17 protein-coding genes are annotated in these 17,329 nt (G+C 39.5%); all 17 read left to right on the top strand.

Going from position 1 to position 17,329, the window contains the following annotated elements; all coding sequences use genetic code 11:
* Positions 1 to 4: 4 nt before the first annotated feature.
* The 17 genes from prfB to EO111_RS05055 all read left to right on the top strand — a co-directional run bounded on the left by prfB (position 5) and on the right by EO111_RS05055 (position 17,323).
* Positions 5 to 1,112, top strand: a protein-coding gene (gene prfB / locus EO111_RS05135) for a peptide chain release factor 2 (protein WP_240632833.1) whose coding sequence is annotated in 2 segments (ribosomal slippage) — positions 5 to 61 and positions 63 to 1,112 — 1,107 coding nt in all. Because the reading frame shifts where the segments join, the coding sequence is not laid out codon by codon here.
* Positions 1,113 to 1,122: 10 nt separating this feature from the next.
* Complete coding sequence (locus tag EO111_RS05130) at positions 1,123 to 1,842, top strand: DUF2993 domain-containing protein (protein ID WP_009372211.1); 720 nt, start codon at positions 1,123 to 1,125, stop codon at positions 1,840 to 1,842.
* A gap of 8 nt (positions 1,843 to 1,850) precedes the next feature.
* On the top strand, positions 1,851 to 3,875 hold the full coding sequence (locus EO111_RS05125) for a DUF5693 family protein (RefSeq protein WP_127010917.1): 2,025 nt from the start codon (positions 1,851 to 1,853) through the stop codon (positions 3,873 to 3,875).
* Complete coding sequence (gene csaB / locus EO111_RS05120; RefSeq protein ID WP_127010944.1) at positions 3,868 to 4,959, top strand: polysaccharide pyruvyl transferase CsaB; 1,092 nt, start codon at positions 3,868 to 3,870, stop codon at positions 4,957 to 4,959. The genes EO111_RS05125 and csaB overlap by 8 nt, the downstream gene beginning before the upstream one ends.
* Positions 4,960 to 4,997: 38 nt before the next feature.
* Positions 4,998 to 5,825 carry a transketolase gene (locus tag EO111_RS05115; protein WP_127010916.1) on the top strand — a complete coding sequence of 276 codons (828 nt, stop codon included), beginning with the start codon at positions 4,998 to 5,000 and terminating at the stop codon, positions 5,823 to 5,825.
* 2 nt (positions 5,826 to 5,827) lie between these two features.
* The gene (locus EO111_RS05110) at positions 5,828 to 6,760 is read left to right on the top strand and encodes a transketolase family protein (protein WP_127010915.1); all 933 of its coding nucleotides are present in this window, start codon (positions 5,828 to 5,830) and stop codon (positions 6,758 to 6,760) included.
* 15 nt (positions 6,761 to 6,775) lie between these two features.
* Complete coding sequence (ftsE, locus tag EO111_RS05105) at positions 6,776 to 7,462, top strand: cell division ATP-binding protein FtsE (RefSeq protein WP_009372248.1); 687 nt, start codon at positions 6,776 to 6,778, stop codon at positions 7,460 to 7,462.
* Positions 7,452 to 8,339, top strand: coding sequence for a permease-like cell division protein FtsX (gene ftsX / locus EO111_RS05100; protein ID WP_009372198.1), 888 nt, complete (start codon positions 7,452 to 7,454; stop codon positions 8,337 to 8,339). Before ftsE ends, ftsX begins: the two co-directional genes overlap by 11 nt.
* A gap of 2 nt (positions 8,340 to 8,341) precedes the next feature.
* The gene (locus EO111_RS05095; RefSeq protein ID WP_371413126.1) at positions 8,342 to 9,526 is read left to right on the top strand and encodes a murein hydrolase activator EnvC; all 1,185 of its coding nucleotides are present in this window, start codon (positions 8,342 to 8,344) and stop codon (positions 9,524 to 9,526) included.
* A gap of 8 nt (positions 9,527 to 9,534) precedes the next feature.
* Positions 9,535 to 10,800, top strand: coding sequence for a S41 family peptidase (locus EO111_RS05090; protein WP_240642257.1), 1,266 nt, complete (start codon positions 9,535 to 9,537; stop codon positions 10,798 to 10,800).
* Positions 10,801 to 10,846: 46 nt separating this feature from the next.
* Positions 10,847 to 12,118 carry a GTPase ObgE gene (obgE, locus tag EO111_RS05085; RefSeq protein WP_126941086.1) on the top strand — a complete coding sequence of 424 codons (1,272 nt, stop codon included), beginning with the start codon at positions 10,847 to 10,849 and terminating at the stop codon, positions 12,116 to 12,118.
* 8 nt (positions 12,119 to 12,126) lie between these two features.
* The gene (gene yhbY, locus EO111_RS05080; RefSeq protein ID WP_009372199.1) at positions 12,127 to 12,414 is read left to right on the top strand and encodes a ribosome assembly RNA-binding protein YhbY; all 288 of its coding nucleotides are present in this window, start codon (positions 12,127 to 12,129) and stop codon (positions 12,412 to 12,414) included.
* 22 nt (positions 12,415 to 12,436) lie between these two features.
* On the top strand, positions 12,437 to 13,564 hold the full coding sequence (gene proB / locus EO111_RS05075) for a glutamate 5-kinase (RefSeq protein ID WP_126941087.1): 1,128 nt from the start codon (positions 12,437 to 12,439) through the stop codon (positions 13,562 to 13,564).
* A 3-nt stretch (positions 13,565 to 13,567) separates the two neighbouring features.
* Positions 13,568 to 14,824: a glutamate-5-semialdehyde dehydrogenase gene (locus tag EO111_RS05070; RefSeq protein ID WP_127010914.1), complete on the top strand. Its 1,257-nt coding sequence runs from the start codon at positions 13,568 to 13,570 to the stop codon at positions 14,822 to 14,824.
* A gap of 129 nt (positions 14,825 to 14,953) precedes the next feature.
* On the top strand, positions 14,954 to 15,565 hold the full coding sequence (gene nadD, locus EO111_RS05065) for a nicotinate-nucleotide adenylyltransferase (protein WP_009372176.1): 612 nt from the start codon (positions 14,954 to 14,956) through the stop codon (positions 15,563 to 15,565).
* A gap of 60 nt (positions 15,566 to 15,625) precedes the next feature.
* The gene (yqeK, locus tag EO111_RS05060) at positions 15,626 to 16,210 is read left to right on the top strand and encodes a bis(5'-nucleosyl)-tetraphosphatase (symmetrical) YqeK (protein ID WP_240632837.1); all 585 of its coding nucleotides are present in this window, start codon (positions 15,626 to 15,628) and stop codon (positions 16,208 to 16,210) included.
* Positions 16,211 to 17,323, top strand: a complete 1,113-nt coding sequence (locus tag EO111_RS05055) for an LCP family protein (RefSeq protein WP_127010913.1) — start codon at positions 16,211 to 16,213, stop codon at positions 17,321 to 17,323.
* Positions 17,324 to 17,329 lie beyond the last annotated feature (6 nt).

Raw genomic sequence — 17,329 nt, 5'->3', positions numbered from 1 at the left:
TAAATTGTTAGAAGACTTAAAAGGTCCTATTGACAATTTAGAGGAGCGTATTTTTGGAATGAGGGATTCACTTTAACATCGCTCAAAAAGAAGAACGCATATTAACATTAGATATAAAAATGAGTGATCCTGATTTTTGGAATGATCCAGATTCGGCTCGTGATATTTCCCAAGAAGCTACGCAATTAAAAGATGCCGTAGAAGGATATAAAAAACTTGTTACAGACATTGAAGAAGCAAAGCTCATGTTAGAAATGGCCATCGATGAGGAAGATGTATCTATGGAAGGTGAGCTGACTACTATGGTAGAGCAGTTGACCCATGAAGTAGAACATCGTGAAGTATTGCTTTTATTAAGTGGTGAATACGATAAGAACAATGCCATCCTTACATTCCATGCTGGTGCCGGTGGTACGGAGGCACAAGATTGGTGTTCCATGCTGATTCGTATGTACTTGCGTTGGGCAGAAAAACAAGGGTATAGTATTTCTCTTATGGATGAACAAGTAGGAGATGAAGCGGGCATTAAAAGTGCCACATTCCTCATCAAAGGGGAAAATGCTTTTGGGTATATGAAATCTGAAAAAGGGGTCCATCGTTTAGTTCGTATTTCTCCTTTTGATTCTGCCGCACGTCGCCACACATCATTCTGTGCTGTCGATGTGATGCCTGAAATTGATGAGACTGTAGAAATTAATTTGGATATGAAAGATGTACAGGTAGATACATACCGTGCTAGCGGTGCAGGTGGACAGCACATCAACAAAACAGACTCTGCAGTACGTATGACACATACTCCGACAGGGATTGTCGTACAGTGTCAAAGTGAACGCTCACAAATTCAAAATAGAGAGCAATGTTTAAAATTATTGCGAGCTAAATTATTTGAATTAGAGTTAGAAAAACAAGCTGAATTAAAAGAACAATTAGGCGGTACGTATCAAGCTATTGAATGGGGAAGTCAAATTCGTTCGTATGTGTTCCATCCTTATAATATGGTAAAAGATCATCGTACCAGTGTGGAAACTGGTAATGTACAGGCAGTTATGGATGGTAACCTAGATCAATTTATGGAAGGTTTCTTGAAGAAAGAAGCAAATTTATCAATATAATGGAGTGACCGTGAGAAATTTCTTTTTAAAAACAATAGTGTTTATCTTAGTAGTAGTCGGTATTATCCTAGGGCTTTCTTCCTTAGTATTACCATCTTTCGTAAGTAGTCAGGTGGAATCTAGATTGCAAGGGGCTTTACATCCAGAAGCGCAATCTATGCGCATTGAATCATCGCCAGGAATTAAGTTAACCTTAGGAGACATTGATTCATTTCGCGGCTATTTGGATGGTGTTATGCTAGGTAAATTGAAAGTCCAACGACTAGCTTTTGATTTACGACAAATTAAAGTGGAGCCAGTAGAGCTGTTTTTAGAGGAACGATTGCACTTCACTAGTTTTGGGCAAGGTCATATTGAGGGAATCATTCATCAAGATGATTTGAAACAATATATTGAACAGCAGTTGTCTGAAAAAGGTACAAAAGGTTTGACGATCGAAACAGTCGATATATCTGATCGAGGTGTTGTTATGAGTGGTCAGATTGATGTAGGTGGTTTTTTATCAGGCAAGGTAACTATACAAGGTCATTTGGAGATTGAAGGTAATACACTACAATTTTCTACTGAAAAGTTATCCATTGGTGGTGCTAGTTTGAATCGCTTGTCTAGCGGAGCTGTGAAAGCGATACCTCTTTATAATTTTGAAAACTTCCCAATTCCTGTTCATTTGGATCGTGTAGAAACGGGGCGTGAAGAGATTCACGTATTTGTTCATCCAGTAACACAGTAGGAGGAACTATGAAGTTAAAAAACATATCTTTCTATACATGGATTTTATTAGCTTTTCTTGTTGCTGGTATTGTAAGTGGATTACTATTAGTAAAAGAGCGTCATTACATTGAGGCTCAGCAAGAACAAATTGAAAATATTATAGATTATGATGGTTTACTTCGTGCTAATGCCTATGAAAAAAGGTCTCTAGGGGAGGCAATTGCATCTGCCAAGGAGTCTGGAATTACAGCATTAGCTATTTATGATAGAACCTTACAAAAAGAAACCGATGCTGGTCATATTCGTATGTATACATCTAATGATTTACAACAATTACAAATCACAGGAGTGCAACCAGGTACTACCTATATCGGAATGATTCCAGGTAAAGAAGCTTATTTTCAAGAAGTACAGGATGATTTATTACGCCGTTTAGGTCAAAATAAAGTACATATATTGCAAACAGAGCTAGGCCCTATGTTAGGATTAGCTTTACCAAGTGATTCTTTAAAAGATATGAATTTAGGTATTTCTAGATTACAAGCTGAAGAAGTAGCTAAACTTGGCTTTCATGTGATTGTTCGACCAACAAATTATAAAGGTGCCACAGTAGAAGACGTAGATCATGTATTCCAACGTATTGATGGTATATCTGGTGTAACAGGCATGATTTTTGTTGGAAAAGAAGCGTTAGGATATCCATTGCATGTGGATCGTACTTTAGAACAATTAGAAGCACGTCATATCCCTGTAGTTGGTATTGAAGCAGTGAACCAATTACAATATTTCCCACAAGCTGGATTCCTAGAAATGGCTAATGCCAATCACTATAAAGTAGGCAGATTGTATACTGTATCGAAAGAAGAAGTACGTAAACTTACACCAGGCGAATTGGTACAATGGTTCTATATTAGTGATATTGAACGAAATATCCGCTACAACTTGTTCCCATTATATGAACAAGGTGTAGATAATAGAACCGCCTTAGAAACGACATTATTTGTAGCGAAACAAGTGACTGATAAATTACAAGCTCGTGGCTTTACCACAGGGCAAGCCTCTGTGTATCCAGTGTATACGCCGAACACTTTGTTACGAGTGTTAACGATGACAGGTGTAATTAGTTTAGCGACACTCACATTGGGTCAGTTTATACGTATACGAAAACCATATTTACTAGGCCTATTTGCTGTGGGGGCTATCCTTTCTATTGGTATCTATGTGATGACCATAGGTACAAAAATTATGTCGGCTTGGGCATTGGTAGCGGCTATATCGGCACCAGTATTAGCCATGACGATGATCTTTGATTGTTGGTCAAAACGTAACCATACGGGTTTATCCCCGTGGAGAAGCACTATAGAAGCTGTAGTATATCTTGTGGTAGCGGCTTTGATTGCTGCCGTTGGTGGTATTAGTATTGCTGCCATATTAGGTAGCACACAGTTCTTTATGGAATTTGCTTTATTCCATGGCGTGAAATTAACCTTTGTGGCGCCAGTAGTATTGACTGCTATCGCCTATTTACAACGGTTTCCAATTTGGAAAGGCAGAACTATTTCTTCTGTGAAAGATGTGAAATCTTTCATTACAGAATTTGTACAAATAGATATTAAAGTATATAGCTTATTAATCCTAGGTGCTTTGGCTGTGGTAGCCTATGTCTTTGTAGGACGTAGTGGTCATACAGCAGGCGTACCAGTACCGTCTTGGGAACTGGCTTTACGTAGATTTTTAGAAAATACCATGTATGCTCGCCCTCGTGAAAAAGAATTTTTAATCGGTCATCCAGCATTTATGCTGGCTGCCTATGCTGTGGGACGACGCATTCCAATGGTATTGCATTTTGCCTTATCCGTAGGGGCGGTCATTGGTATTGCCTCCATGGTAGAAACATTCTGTCACTTGCGTACGCCAGTGTATATGTCCATTGCTCGTGGTTACGATGGATTGCTATTAGGTATCGTCATCGGTTTACTAGCGATTATGGCGGTTCGTTTCATCGGTTATGGCATTCGTTGGTTCCAAGGACGAGGTGAAAGCCATGTGTAAGATACTCATTTCCGGTTATTATGGATTTGGTAATGCCGGAGATGAAGCGCTATTGAGTTCTATTTTGCAAGCATTACTGGAGAGAGAACCACAAGCTGAAATTACAGTCATTTCGGGTAATCCTGCGGAAACTACGAGTACCCACAAGGTGAATGCCATTGGTCGATTTGATATGTGGAAGATATACCAAGCTGTATATTCTTGTGATATGCTCATCAGTGGCGGTGGTAGTTTGTTGCAAGATGTAACAAGTGCTCGCAGTTTGTATTATTACTTAAGCATTATTGCGTTAGCGAATACATTGGGAAAACGAGTGATGATTTATGCACAAGGTATTGGACCTTTGCGTAAATCCTTAGCCCGTAGTACGGTGGGGCGTGTCTTGAATCAAGTGTCTATGATTACTGTACGAGATCATGCTTCAAAAGAAGAGCTGCTTTCACTAGGTATACATCATGTACCAATTACAGTAACTGCTGATGCTGTGTTAGGGATGCACCCAGTGGAGGCCACAGCAGGTCGTGATATATTGGCATCGTATGGGGTGCCTATAGACCAACCAATTGTGGGCGTTTCCGTACGTGCTTGGAAAGATTGCACAGAGTATCAAACTACATTAGCAGAGGCTCTAGATCAGATTCATCGAGAAACAGAGGCTCATATCGTGTTTATTCCTATGCAACATAGGGAAGATACGATGGAGGCAGAGGCCATTGCCAAACGGATGACAGTTAGATCGACGGTTTTGGCTGATACCTATAGCACAACAGAGCTACTGTCATTGAGTAGTTGTGTGGATGTCATGATAGGTGTACGGCTCCATGCATTAGTATTTAGTGCGTTAATGGAAACACCTTGCTTAGGGATCTCTTATGACCCTAAAATTTTAAACTTTCTTCATATGATTGGTGAAGATCCGGTAGGTGATTTACATACATTAACAGTAGAACCTATTGTGTCACGTACAGTAGAAGTGTTGGAACGAAAGACTTTCACCAAAACTGTGTTAGAAAACATCCATGAACTACGAAGAAATGCCTTAGAGAATGCTCGCATTGCCATTGGCATGCTGCATGATAAATAATTTACCTTAGAATTGTGTATAACACGGGAGGGTATAGTATGTTAACACTTGAACAAAAACAATTGATACAAGAAAAAGCAAAAGCAATTCGTGTAAACATCGTGAAAGCTGTTACAGCAGCAAAATCTGGTCATCCAGGTGGATCCTTATCTATTGCTGATGTAATGAGTTTGTTGTACTTTCAAGAAATGAATGTAAATCCAAATGAGCCGAAAGATCCAAATCGCGATCGTTTTGTCTTATCCAAAGGACATGCTGCACCAGCTCTATATGCTACATTAGCAGAAAAAGGGTTCTTCCCAACAGAAGAATTATTAAACTTGCGTAAAATCGACCATATCTTGCAAGGTCATCCAGATATGAAATACATTCCAGGTGTAGATATGTCTACTGGTTCCTTGGGACAAGGTATTTCTGCAGCATGTGGTATGGCATTGGCAGGTAAGATTGATGGAGTCTCCTACCGTGTGTACTCCGTACTAGGTGATGGCGAATTAGAAGAAGGACAAGTATGGGAAGCAGCGATGTTTGCAGCACATTATAAATTGTCTAACTTAACAGCGTTTGTAGATTTTAATGGATTACAAATTGACGGCGATATCACAAAAGTTATGAGTCCATTACCAATTGATGAAAAATTCAAAGCTTTCGGTTGGCATGTGATCGTGGTGGATGGTCATGACATTGATGCTTTACACGAAGCAGTTACAGAAGCAAAAGCAACTACAGATAAACCGACTATGGTGATTATGAATACTGTTAAAGGGAAAGGTGTACAAGCTATGGAAGGCCAAGCAGGCTGGCATGGTAAAGCGCCATCACAAGAAGAATGTGACAAATTTGTAGCGGAATTGTTGGAGGTGTAATCATGGGAAAAGCGACTCGTGAAGCATATGGTACAGCCTTAGTTAAAGTGGGGGCTACTCATAAAGATGTTGTTGTATTAGATGCAGATTTATCAAAATCTACAAAAACTGATGAATTTAAAAAAGTATATCCTGAACGATTCTTTAATGTAGGGATTGCAGAGCAAAACTTAATTTCTGTAGGTGCTGGCTTAGCAGCAGCAGGAAAAGTACCATTTGTATCTTCCTTTGCTATGTTTGCTACCGGTCGTGCCTTTGAACAAGTGCGGAATGCCGTATGTTATCCAAAATTAAATGTAAAAGTATGTGCTACTCATGCAGGGATTACTGTCGGTGAAGACGGTGCGACACACCAAAGTTTGGAAGATATTTCTTGTATGCGCACATTGCCTAATATGACTGTTGTAGTACCAGCAGATGCAGCAGAAACAGAAGCTGTCATTGCTTGGGCAGCAGAGTATCATGGCCCTGTGTATGTACGTTTAGGCCGTGCTGGTGTAGAAGATGTGACCCCAGAAGGATACACATTTGTACCGGGTAAATCTCAACAATTACGTGACGGTAAGGATGCTACGATTATTGCCTGTGGTGCCTTAGTAGGACCTGCAGTAGAAGCAGCGGCTACATTAGAAGCAGAAGGTATTTCTGTACGTGTTATCAACATGGCATCTATTAAACCAATTGATGGAGAAGCAATTGTGAAGGCCGCAAAAGAAACAGGAGTATTGATTACTGCTGAAGAACATAATGTGATTGGTGGCTTAGGTAGTGCGGTAGCGGAAGTAGTGGTAAAAGAGTATCCAGTACCAATGGAATTTGTCGGTGTGAAAGATACCTTTGGTGAATCTGGTACACCAAAAGAATTGATGGCAAAATATGGATTAACAGCAGCTGATATTGTAGCAGCTACCAAACGAGGTATAGCACGAAAATAGGAAGGGAATGATAGAATGATAGAATTTAGAAATGTCCATAAAGTATACGACAATGGTTCTATTGCTTTAGAGGATGTATCGATTCATATTGAAAAAGGAGAATTCGTATTAGTCTGTGGGCATTCTGGAGCAGGTAAATCAACATTTATTAAGTTACTTTCACATGAAGTCACACCAGATTCTGGAACGGTTATTGTGAATGATGTTGATGTAACACGTATCAAATCTAGTAAAGTACCGTACTTACGTAGAAAGTTAGGTATTGTATTCCAAGATTTCCGATTATTACCATCAAAAACAGTGTTTGAAAATATTGCGTTCGCACTAGAAGTTATCGAGGAAAAACCGAAAGTAATTAAAGAGAAAGTTTTAAATGTATTAGAGTTGGTCGGACTCAGCGATAAAGCTAATGATTTGCCACAAGATCTTAGTGGTGGGGAGCAACAAAGGGTAGCTATCGCTAGAGCCATTGTAAATAAACCATTGGTGCTGATTGCAGATGAACCAACAGGTAACTTGGACCCTCAAACAAGCCGCGATATTTCTGATCTTTTTAAAGCCATCAATAATTCTGGTACAACCGTAGTGATGGTAACACATGATATGGATATGGTGTCTTATCTAAACAAACGAGTGATCGCCTTAGAAGGTGGTCGTGTAGTAAGTGATCAAATGAGAGGGGCCGCATTCCATGAAAATTAGAACGTTTAAGTATTATATAAAAGAAGCCGTTCAATCCATGCGCCGTAATGGATTGATGTCCTTGGCATCTATTTCCACTGTCACATTATCCTTGTTTATCTTGGGTGTATTTGCTTGTGGAGTGGTAAACCTTAACAATTTGGCATCCCATTTAGAGAGCCAAGTACAAATTAGTATCTACTTGAAGGATAACTTAACAACACCACAAGTGATGGAATTAGGTAAAAAGTTAAAAGCCTTGCCAGAGCTAAAGGATATTGAGTTTGTCACAAAAGATGAAGCTATGAAACGCTTTAAAGAGCGCTTAGGGGAGCAACAGCAATTAGTCGATTCCCTAGATGGACATAATCCATTGCCAACGTCTTATGTGTTAACATTCAATACACCAGACCAAGTGAAATCTACAGCGGAAATTGTCTCTAAATATCCAGAAGTAGAAAGTGCCCACTATGGACAAGACGTGATTGAACAAATTTTTGAAGTCACAAAAATTATTCGTATCGGCGGTATTGTGCTCATCGGTTTCCTAGCAGGGGCTACCTTATTTATCATTTCCAATACGATTCGTCTGACTGTATTTGCCCGTCGTAAAGAAATTGGAATTATGAAATATGTAGGTGCCACAAACTGGTTTATCCGCTGGCCTTTTGTATTAGAAGGTATGTTTTTAGGCGCTATTGGTGGTGCGATTGCAGGCATTGCTACCTGGCAATTCTATCGCTATATCACAGTGGAAGTGATTGCAAACTTTGCTTTTATGCCATTGGTACCAATGATGCCGTTTATCTATCAACTATCTGCAGGATTAGTTGGGATAGGTGTGATTGTGGGTGCTATTGGTAGTACGATTTCGTTAAAACAATATATGAAAGTGTAGGAATGATGAAGAAAAAAACAGTAACACTAGTAACTAGTTTACTATGCGGTTCTATCATGATGGCTACACCGTACTGGTATCAAGCACAAGATGAAGACTTAACGAATCAGTTGTCAAATATTCAACAACAATTGACAAATGAGGCCAATAAAAAGTCGGAAGCAGAAAAAACGATTGGTACCGTATATGAACAGTTACATGCTATACAGATTGAATTAGATACAGCCACTGCAGAGTTAAAACAAGTGCAAGCAGATCGTATTCGTTTAGATCAGGATATTACGAAAACAGAGGCAGAATTAAAAGCAGCACAGGAACGTTTACAATCACGAGAAAAAGTATTCTACAAACGGGTACGAGATATTTATATTAACGGACGTATAAGTTACTTAGATGTAGTGGTTGGTTCTAAAGACTTTAGTGATTTTGCAAATCGTATGGAAATGTTGAAACGGATTCTTCAAGCCGATATGGAATTGATTAATACCATAAAAACTGAGCGTGAAGAGATTGCTAGTAAAAAAGCTAAGTTGGAAGCAGACCGGGCTAAAGTATTAGAACTTGAAAAGGTAGCACAGGAAAAACAAACGATTATCAATCAGAAAAAAGCAGAACGTCAAGCAGTATTAGAACGAGCGATGAATGACCGTGATACAGCAGACCGGGCCTATAATGAGTTAATGGCATCATCTGCAAGCATTACAGCTATGTTACAACAACGAGCAGCAGAACGTGCGGCAGCAGCCGCAGCAGCTAGCCAAGGTGGTGGCGGTGGTGGTGCTACTACTACATGGGTACAGGGAACTGGACAGTTAGCCGCCCCTGTTAATGCACCGATTACATCTGATTTTGGGTGGCGTATCCATCCAATTTATGGTACAAGTCGTCTCCATGCAGGTACTGACTTTGGTGTTGATGAAGGAACACCAGTACATGCAGCAGATGGTGGTGTTGTTGTGGAAGCTGGTTGGATTAGTGGCTATGGATACACAGTTATTATTGACCATGGTAATGGTATGTCTACTTTATATGCTCATAATAGTGATGTAGCGGTAAGCCCTGGTCAAACTGTATCAAAAGGTCAAGTAGTTTCCTACTCAGGTAACACAGGTGGTTCTACAGGTCCACACCTTCATTTTGAGGTGCGTATTAATGGGGAACCAACAGATCCAATGGGATACTTATAGAGGAGACTATGGAAGATAACAAAAAAAAATCTAATTGGATACGAATAAAAGAGTATTTGTTTATCTCTGAAAAACACGATGAAGCGTATACTGCTATGGAGATGTCAAAAGAGGTTGCTCCTAAAATAGAGCGGCTAAGTTTTAAAGATAGAATCTATAAGTTGATAGGTAAGCTAATAAAGTTATTAATTGTATTCCTTATTATGCTTACTGGTTTCTTTTGGTATATTTCTGGATCCCCCTTAGGTCTTGCTAAATTTGGTTACACCTATTACATCACCACACAATGGGCGATGGACTCACCATCTAAAGAAGAACTTTTTGTGAATATGTTAAAGGGGTTAGCTAAAGGTACCCATGATAAACATACTGTTTATTTAGATAAAGAAGATATGAAAGAACTTGAGATGCATACATCTTCTACCTATAGCGGTATTGGTTTATTATTGGATTTTTCCGATGGTAAAGTTCTCAAAGTAGGTGCTACTATGGAAGGGCAACCAGCAGAAGCAGCAGGACTTCAAAAAGGAGACCAAATTCTTGCGATTGATGGGATACCTATATCTGATATAGAAAAAGAAGAAGTAGCTAATCATATTCGTGGTGAAGCAGGTACATTTGTTGTGCTTCGCATCCTTCGTAGCGGAGAAGAGCAAGAGATTTCCATTGAACGAAAAACTATTGTCATGCCTACTGTAAGAGGTAAGATGCTAGACGATAGTGTCGGTTATATTCGGTTAACGCAGTTTGCTGAAAAAACAGTAGATGAGTTTACGAAAATCTATGAGGACCTTCAAGCTAAGGGGATGAAACGCTTAGTATTAGACTTGCGTGATAATCCAGGTGGTTTAATCACTACTGCCCATGGTATAGGGCAATATTTGATACCTAAAGGGCCGATTGTAACGGTACAAACTAGAAAAGGCCGAAATAGCGCCTATATGTCTAGAGGTGACCATAGTCTAATTCCATTAGTTGTGTTGATTAATGGTAACTCTGCAAGCGCTTCAGAAATTATTGCTGGTGCGGTGCAAGATACGAAATCTGGCATTATTGTGGGTACAAAAAGCTATGGTAAAGGTACTGTGCAAAGTGTAGTACAAGGTCTTGATGAAGAAGGCTTAAAAATTACTATTGCTCGCTATCATACACCTAATGATAGGGTCATCGATGGTATTGGTATTATACCAGATGAAATTGTGGAGCCGTCCAAAGCAAATCCTGAAGTGGATGTACAGTTGGAACGGGCTATTGAAATTGTAAAAACTCTATGATATAGCGGCTTCGGCCGCTCTATCTATAGGGCTAGAGGAAAAAAATATGTTTATAGATCGTGCCCGTATATTAGTAAAAGCGGGAGATGGCGGTAACGGTATGAGTAGTTTCCGTCGAGAAAAATATGTGCCACAAGGGGGACCGAATGGTGGCGATGGCGGTAAAGGTGCCGACATCATTTTAAAAGCTGATAGAAATATCAATACACTTGTTGATTTTAGATATAAACGTCAATTCAAAGGCGATACCGGTGGTGCTGGACAAAGTGCTAACAAGCATGGTCGTGGCGCTGAAAATTTAATTGTTTCTGTTCCATTAGGAACAACGGTAACAGATGAAGAGTCTGGTAAATTAATGGCTGATTTAGTTGAAGATGGACAAACTTACATGGTGGCCAAAGGTGGTCGCGGTGGTCGTGGTAATGCACGCTTTCAAAATAGTGCTAACCGTGTACCAACCTTTGCTGAAAAAGGAGAGCCTGGGGAAGAGCGTTGGTTAAATTTAGAGCTTAAAGTGTTGGCTGACGTGGGATTACTAGGATATCCAAGCGTGGGTAAATCCTCTATCATCCGCAAAGTATCTTCTGCAAAACCAGAAGTAGCTGCGTACCATTTTACTACATTAACTCCAGTATTAGGGGTAGTCTCTGTAGCACCAGGTAAAAGTTTCGTTATGGCAGATATTCCAGGTTTGATTGAAGGGGCTAGTGAAGGCATTGGCTTAGGACATTCCTTCTTGCGTCACGTAGAACGTAGTAATATTTTGCTCCATGTATTGGATGTATCTGGATTAGAAGGTCGTGACCCTATTGAAGACTTTCATAAAATTAATGAAGAGTTAGCTAAATATAGCGAAAAATTAAGCAAGAAAAAACAATTAATCGTATTGAATAAAACAGACTTGTTACAAGATGAAGAAACATTGCCAAGAGTGACAAAATACTTTACTGATCAAGACTATGAAGTATTTGCGGTGAATGCATTGACTGGAGAAGGGTTGCCATCATTAGTTGAACGCGCATGGTATTATGTTGAAAATTACGTGCCAGAGCCAGAAGTGGTGGATGACACTGTATACTATGAAGCAAAACCTGATACTGACTTCGTCATTACTCGTGGCGATGATGCATCCTATATTATCAGTGGTTCTCGTATTGAGAAATTGGTGGCTATGACAAATCTTGATGATGAACAAGCATTGCGAAGATTCCAAAAGATTTGGCGTTACATGGATTTAGATGCGGAATTGAAAAAAAGTGGCATCCAAGATGGCGATGAAGTAGTCATCGGTGATCAACGATTTACATTCCATGATTAGGAGATAGAATGACAGGTAAACAAAAGCGATATTTACGTGCCTTAGCAAGTACTATGCCAGCGGTTGTGATGATTGGTAAAGGAGGATTGGAAAATCCTGTTATCGACAGTGCACGAGCTGCCATTACAAAACGTGAATTAATTAAAGTAAAAGTGTTAAATAACTGCTTGGAAGATCCAAAAGAAATTTTGCCTCACTTAGCGGATATGTTAGGAGCAGAGTTAGTACAAATCATCGGACATAACGGTGTGTTGTATAAAAAAGCAAAAGATCCAAAAATTGAGTTGCCAAGATAATCAATCCACATGAGGTGAAGCGATGAGAGAAGAGTTACGACAGGCGAAACGGGTAATTGTTAAAGTAGGTACAAGTTCATTAACGCATGCAAATGGACGCATTAACATTGATAAAATGGAAGTGTTAGTCCGTCAAATTTGTAATTTAGCTAATGCAGGGAAAGAAATGATTTTAGTTTCTTCTGGGGCTACTGCTGCTGGTCTTCCCTCATTGGGATTTACATCAAGACCCGATGACATTGCTTTAAAGCAAGCCGCAGCCTCTGTGGGACAAGGCATCTTGTTACATATGTATGAAAAACTATTCGCTGAATATGGACATACGGTAGGACAAATTCTTGTAACCCGTGAAGATACGGTGAAACGTAGTCATTATCTTAATTTACGGAATACATTGACGGCCCTCATTGGATTAGGAGTTATTCCTATTATCAATGAAAATGATGTAGTGGCTATCGATGAGTTTAAAATTGGTGATAATGATACATTATCTGCTAATATTGCTAGCATTATTGATGCAGATGCATTGATTATTTTATCGGATATTGAAGGCCTATATACAGCGAATCCGTCTACAGACCCAAATGCTACATTAATCCATGAAGTAGAGGCTCTTACTCCGTACATTTATGAAATTTCTGGTGGTGCAGGGTCTTCTTTGGGCACTGGTGGTATGTATACGAAGATTCAAGCTGCTCATATTGCAACGAACTCTGGAGTTCATATGATTATCGCCTCTGGTGACCATCCAGATAGTATTAAAGCTATTATGAATGGAGAAGAACGAGGCACGCATTTTTGGCCTCATCGAGATGTACCGCAAATTAAAAAGCGCTGGATGGCATTTGGCACACGTTTACAAGGTACCATTCATGTAGATAAAGGATGCCGTGATGCATTACTCACCAATGGATCTAGTGTTTTACCGGTAGGTATTCTATCTGGTGAAGGACAATTTGAAGAAGGGGATACCATATCTATTGTTCACGGTGGAGAAGAAATTGCCCGCGGTATTGTGAACTTTAATCTATCTGACTTGTTAAAGATTAAAGGACGTAAATCACAGGATATTCCTACTATACTAGGTGTTCGTGATACCTATCATGTAGTGGTGCATCGAGATAACTTAGTTGTCTTACGACAGGAGTAAATTATGAATCCATATACTGCATATTTTGAAAATTTAGGCAAAGCAGCACGGTCAGCTTCTATGGTAGGACAAGTGCTAAGTACAGACGATAAGAATCGTATCTTGGAACAGATTGCTTATGATTTGGAAAATGCTATACCAATGATTTTAGAAGCGAATACTATCGATTGTTCCCAAGCTAAAGAGAATGGAGTTCCATCTGTGATGATGGATCGCCTTCGTTTGACGAAGGAGCGCATCGAAGGTATTTGTGAAGGTGTTCGTCAAGTGGCTCATTTGCATGACCCCATTGGTACTGTGTTAGAAAGTAGAACCTTAGACAATGGCTTGCGTATTGAAAAACGGCAAATCCCTATCGGAGTTATTGGCATGATTTATGAAGCTCGCCCTAATGTGACAGTGGATGCAGCTGCCTTAGCCATTAAGACAGGCAATGCGATCATTCTTCGCGGAGGAAAAGAGGCATACCATACGAGTGAGGCGATGGTACATATTATGCAAGGTTCTTTAGAGCAGTGTGGAGCTCCGAAAGAGCTAGTTCAATTAGTGTCTATTCTTGAGAGAGAAGCTGTAGGTGAATTGTTAGCACAACGCAAATGGATTGATGTGATGATTCCACGTGGTGGAGCAGGATTGATTCAATTTGTCGTGAATAACAGTAAAATTCCTGTTATAGAAACGGGGAGTGGTGTTGTTCATGGCTATGTGGATGTATCTGCTGATGAAACGATGACATTACAGGTATTGGAAAATGCAAAATTGTCACGACCATCTGTATGTAATGCGATGGAAACAATTTTGTTACATGAAGCAAGACTGCAAGATTTAGGGCCTAAGATTGTATCTATGTTAGAAGAAAAAGGTGTTGCCATCTATGGGGATACACAAATTCAAAGCTTGTCTTCTCAGGTGAAACCTGGCACAGAGGATAATTGGGCTACAGAATATAATGACTATATTGTGAATTTCAAAGTGGTATCTTCCATTGATGATGCTATTACTCATATCAATACATTTGGTACAAAACATTCTGAAATGATTATTACAGAAGACCCAACCGAGGCAGAGCGATTTATGAACTTAGTGGATGCTTCCACAGTTTATGTGAATGCATCTACACGATTTACAGATGGTTTTGAATTTGGCTTAGGGGCTGAGATTGGCATTAGTACACAAAAACTCCATGCTCGAGGACCTATGGGACTAGATGCGTTGACAAGCTATAAATATTTTGTCTTTGGCCATGGACAGGTACGATGAAATTAGCAGATGTAAAAGCTTACTTTCATTATATGAAGTCTCCCAAAGGAGCTTATGAATGGAAGTCCTACGGAATCGTAATAGTCATACTAGGTATTGTATCTCTAGTGTGTATAGGGGCGTGGTTACATGGTAGATAAGAAAAAGAGAGTTGGTGTTTTGGGTGGCACTTTTAATCCGATTCATTTGGGCCATCTTATGATTGCAGAAATGGCATCAGAAGCATTTGATTTGAATCGGGTAATTTTTGTGCCTGCTAAGGAACCTCCTCATAAGGAATCGGATGTGATTGAGGCGAAATATCGATTAGAAATGGTACGTGTAGCAGTATTGGATAATCCTAATTTTGTAGTTTCTGATGTAGAGATGCTGCGGGATGGGAAATCTTATACCATTGATACATTGCGATATTTTCATGATTTGTATGGATCAGATACGGAATTTTTCTTTATTGCCGGCACGGATACGATTCAGAATTTACCAACCTGGAAATATATTGAACAGCTCTTAGATATGTGTGAGTTTATTGGGGCTATCCGCCCTGGTGCCACTGCTGATATTGGTGAAAGTATCGAATGGCTTGCTCAACGAGGCGGTCGTATTCACATATTAGAGGTGCCAGAAATGAAGTTATCTGCTACGGAATTGCGTCGCCGACTGCGGTATGGATTATCTACTCGATACATGTTACCTAAATTGGTGTATCAATACATTAAGGAACATAAAATATATAATACATAAGGGTATTTGTTGTTAGGTTGATGCTAGTTTTTATAGATAACCCTAGAAAGGTATAGGCTTGTGAAAGATATAACAACAATAGAAAACTTACAAAATGTTGTGAAAGTCCGGCTTTCACCAAAACGATTTGCTCATACATTAGGTGTGCTAGATATGGCAAGACGATTAGCCAATCATTATGGTGTTTCTATAGAGAAAGCAGAAGTGGCAGCTGTATTGCATGATGCTATGAAAGAAAGACCTTTACAAGAAATGCAAACAATGGTGATGGATGCACAGATAGCGGTGGATTCAGAAATGCTTAACAACGGGGCATTACTACATGGACCTGCAGCGGCAGCCTATGCTAAGTTAGAGTTGCAGATTCAAGATGAATCGATTTGCGAGGCTATTCGAGTTCATACATTAGGGAGTACCCATATGAGCTTATTAGATAAGATTATTTTTTTAGCTGATTATATTGAACCAAATCGTGATTTTCCTGGTGTGGAAGAACTACGTGCTTTAGCATTTAAAGATTTGAACGCTGCTGTGATTCGTGCCTATGATGGAACGATACGTCATTTGCTTGATCAAGGGTTAAGTATACATGTAGATACGATTCGAGGTAGAAATAGTGTATTGTTAGAAAGGTCGGATACATAAATGGAGCGAAATATACGACGAAAGCCGCGCCGACATGGACTGCGATGGGGACGCATTATAGGGGCCCTAATTTTATTAGTAGTTTTTGTAGGCCTTCTAGTATGGGGAATACGTAGTGCAGTGAGCGCTGTATCTCAATCAAGCACTACTAGTCAAGAGTCGCATCCATTGCCGGTTGTGACTAATACAACACCTATGGATATGAGCTCCATTAAAACATCCTATATGTTGCTTGTTGGCGTTGATAAAAGTCAACCACAGCAAGCAGATGCTTTGTATGTGATAGCTTTCAATATGGATGCAAAAACTTTACAGATTATTGGTATACCAAGTAATAGTAAAATAATTAACCGTCACAGTGATACACCACAACGAATTAATGATATGTATGCACAAGGTGGAATAGAATTAACGAAAGCCGTAGTGGAAGATATGTTCCATATAGTTATCCCCTATTATGCAGTGGTAGATCAAGAGAGTTTCCAGTCTATGATGAACATTTTTGGAACTCCAAGCCTATATGTGGAGCAATCTATGGTACATCGAGATGCAGCTTCTGGTGAAGTGGATATCAACATTCATCAAGGGTACCAAGATATGACTAATGATACTGCCTTTGGATATATGAGATACGTCAATCAAGAGGGTGATACATTAGCAAGGACTATGCATCAAGAACGATTATTAAAGACTATGTGGGAGAGAGAACGAAATCACGTTAGCTTGGGAACCGCTTTTCGAGTGTGGCGACAATGGAGTCATATTAGTACTAATATTAGCACATGGGATGGTGTTCGGTTTATCACAAAAGTGATTGAATTTCCTAAAGATAAAGTGCGGTGGTATATTTTACCAGGGTCATCAGAAACAATTGATCGTGTAGACTATTGGAATGTAGAGCCTATAGAATTACAACAATTGGTAGGAATTACTGTGGGAGATATTCCAAGTGATGCTGAAGTGATTCCAGTGATTGGAGATACTCCAAAAGGTATTGGAAAAGATAGTGCTGATGATTCTTTAAAAGATGCTGAAAAACAGACTAAAGATACGAAAGAAGATAAGTCTATGGATACAGAAAAATCAGAACCTGGGAGTCCCACAACAAGATAAGGAGTT

The organism is Veillonella sp. CHU594 (assembly GCF_003992265.1).
In the GTDB taxonomy this organism is placed as follows: Bacteria; Bacillota; Negativicutes; order Veillonellales; family Veillonellaceae; genus F0422.
The sequence above is the reverse complement of the archived record's forward strand: the minus strand, read 5'-3'. Positions and strand labels throughout refer to the sequence as shown.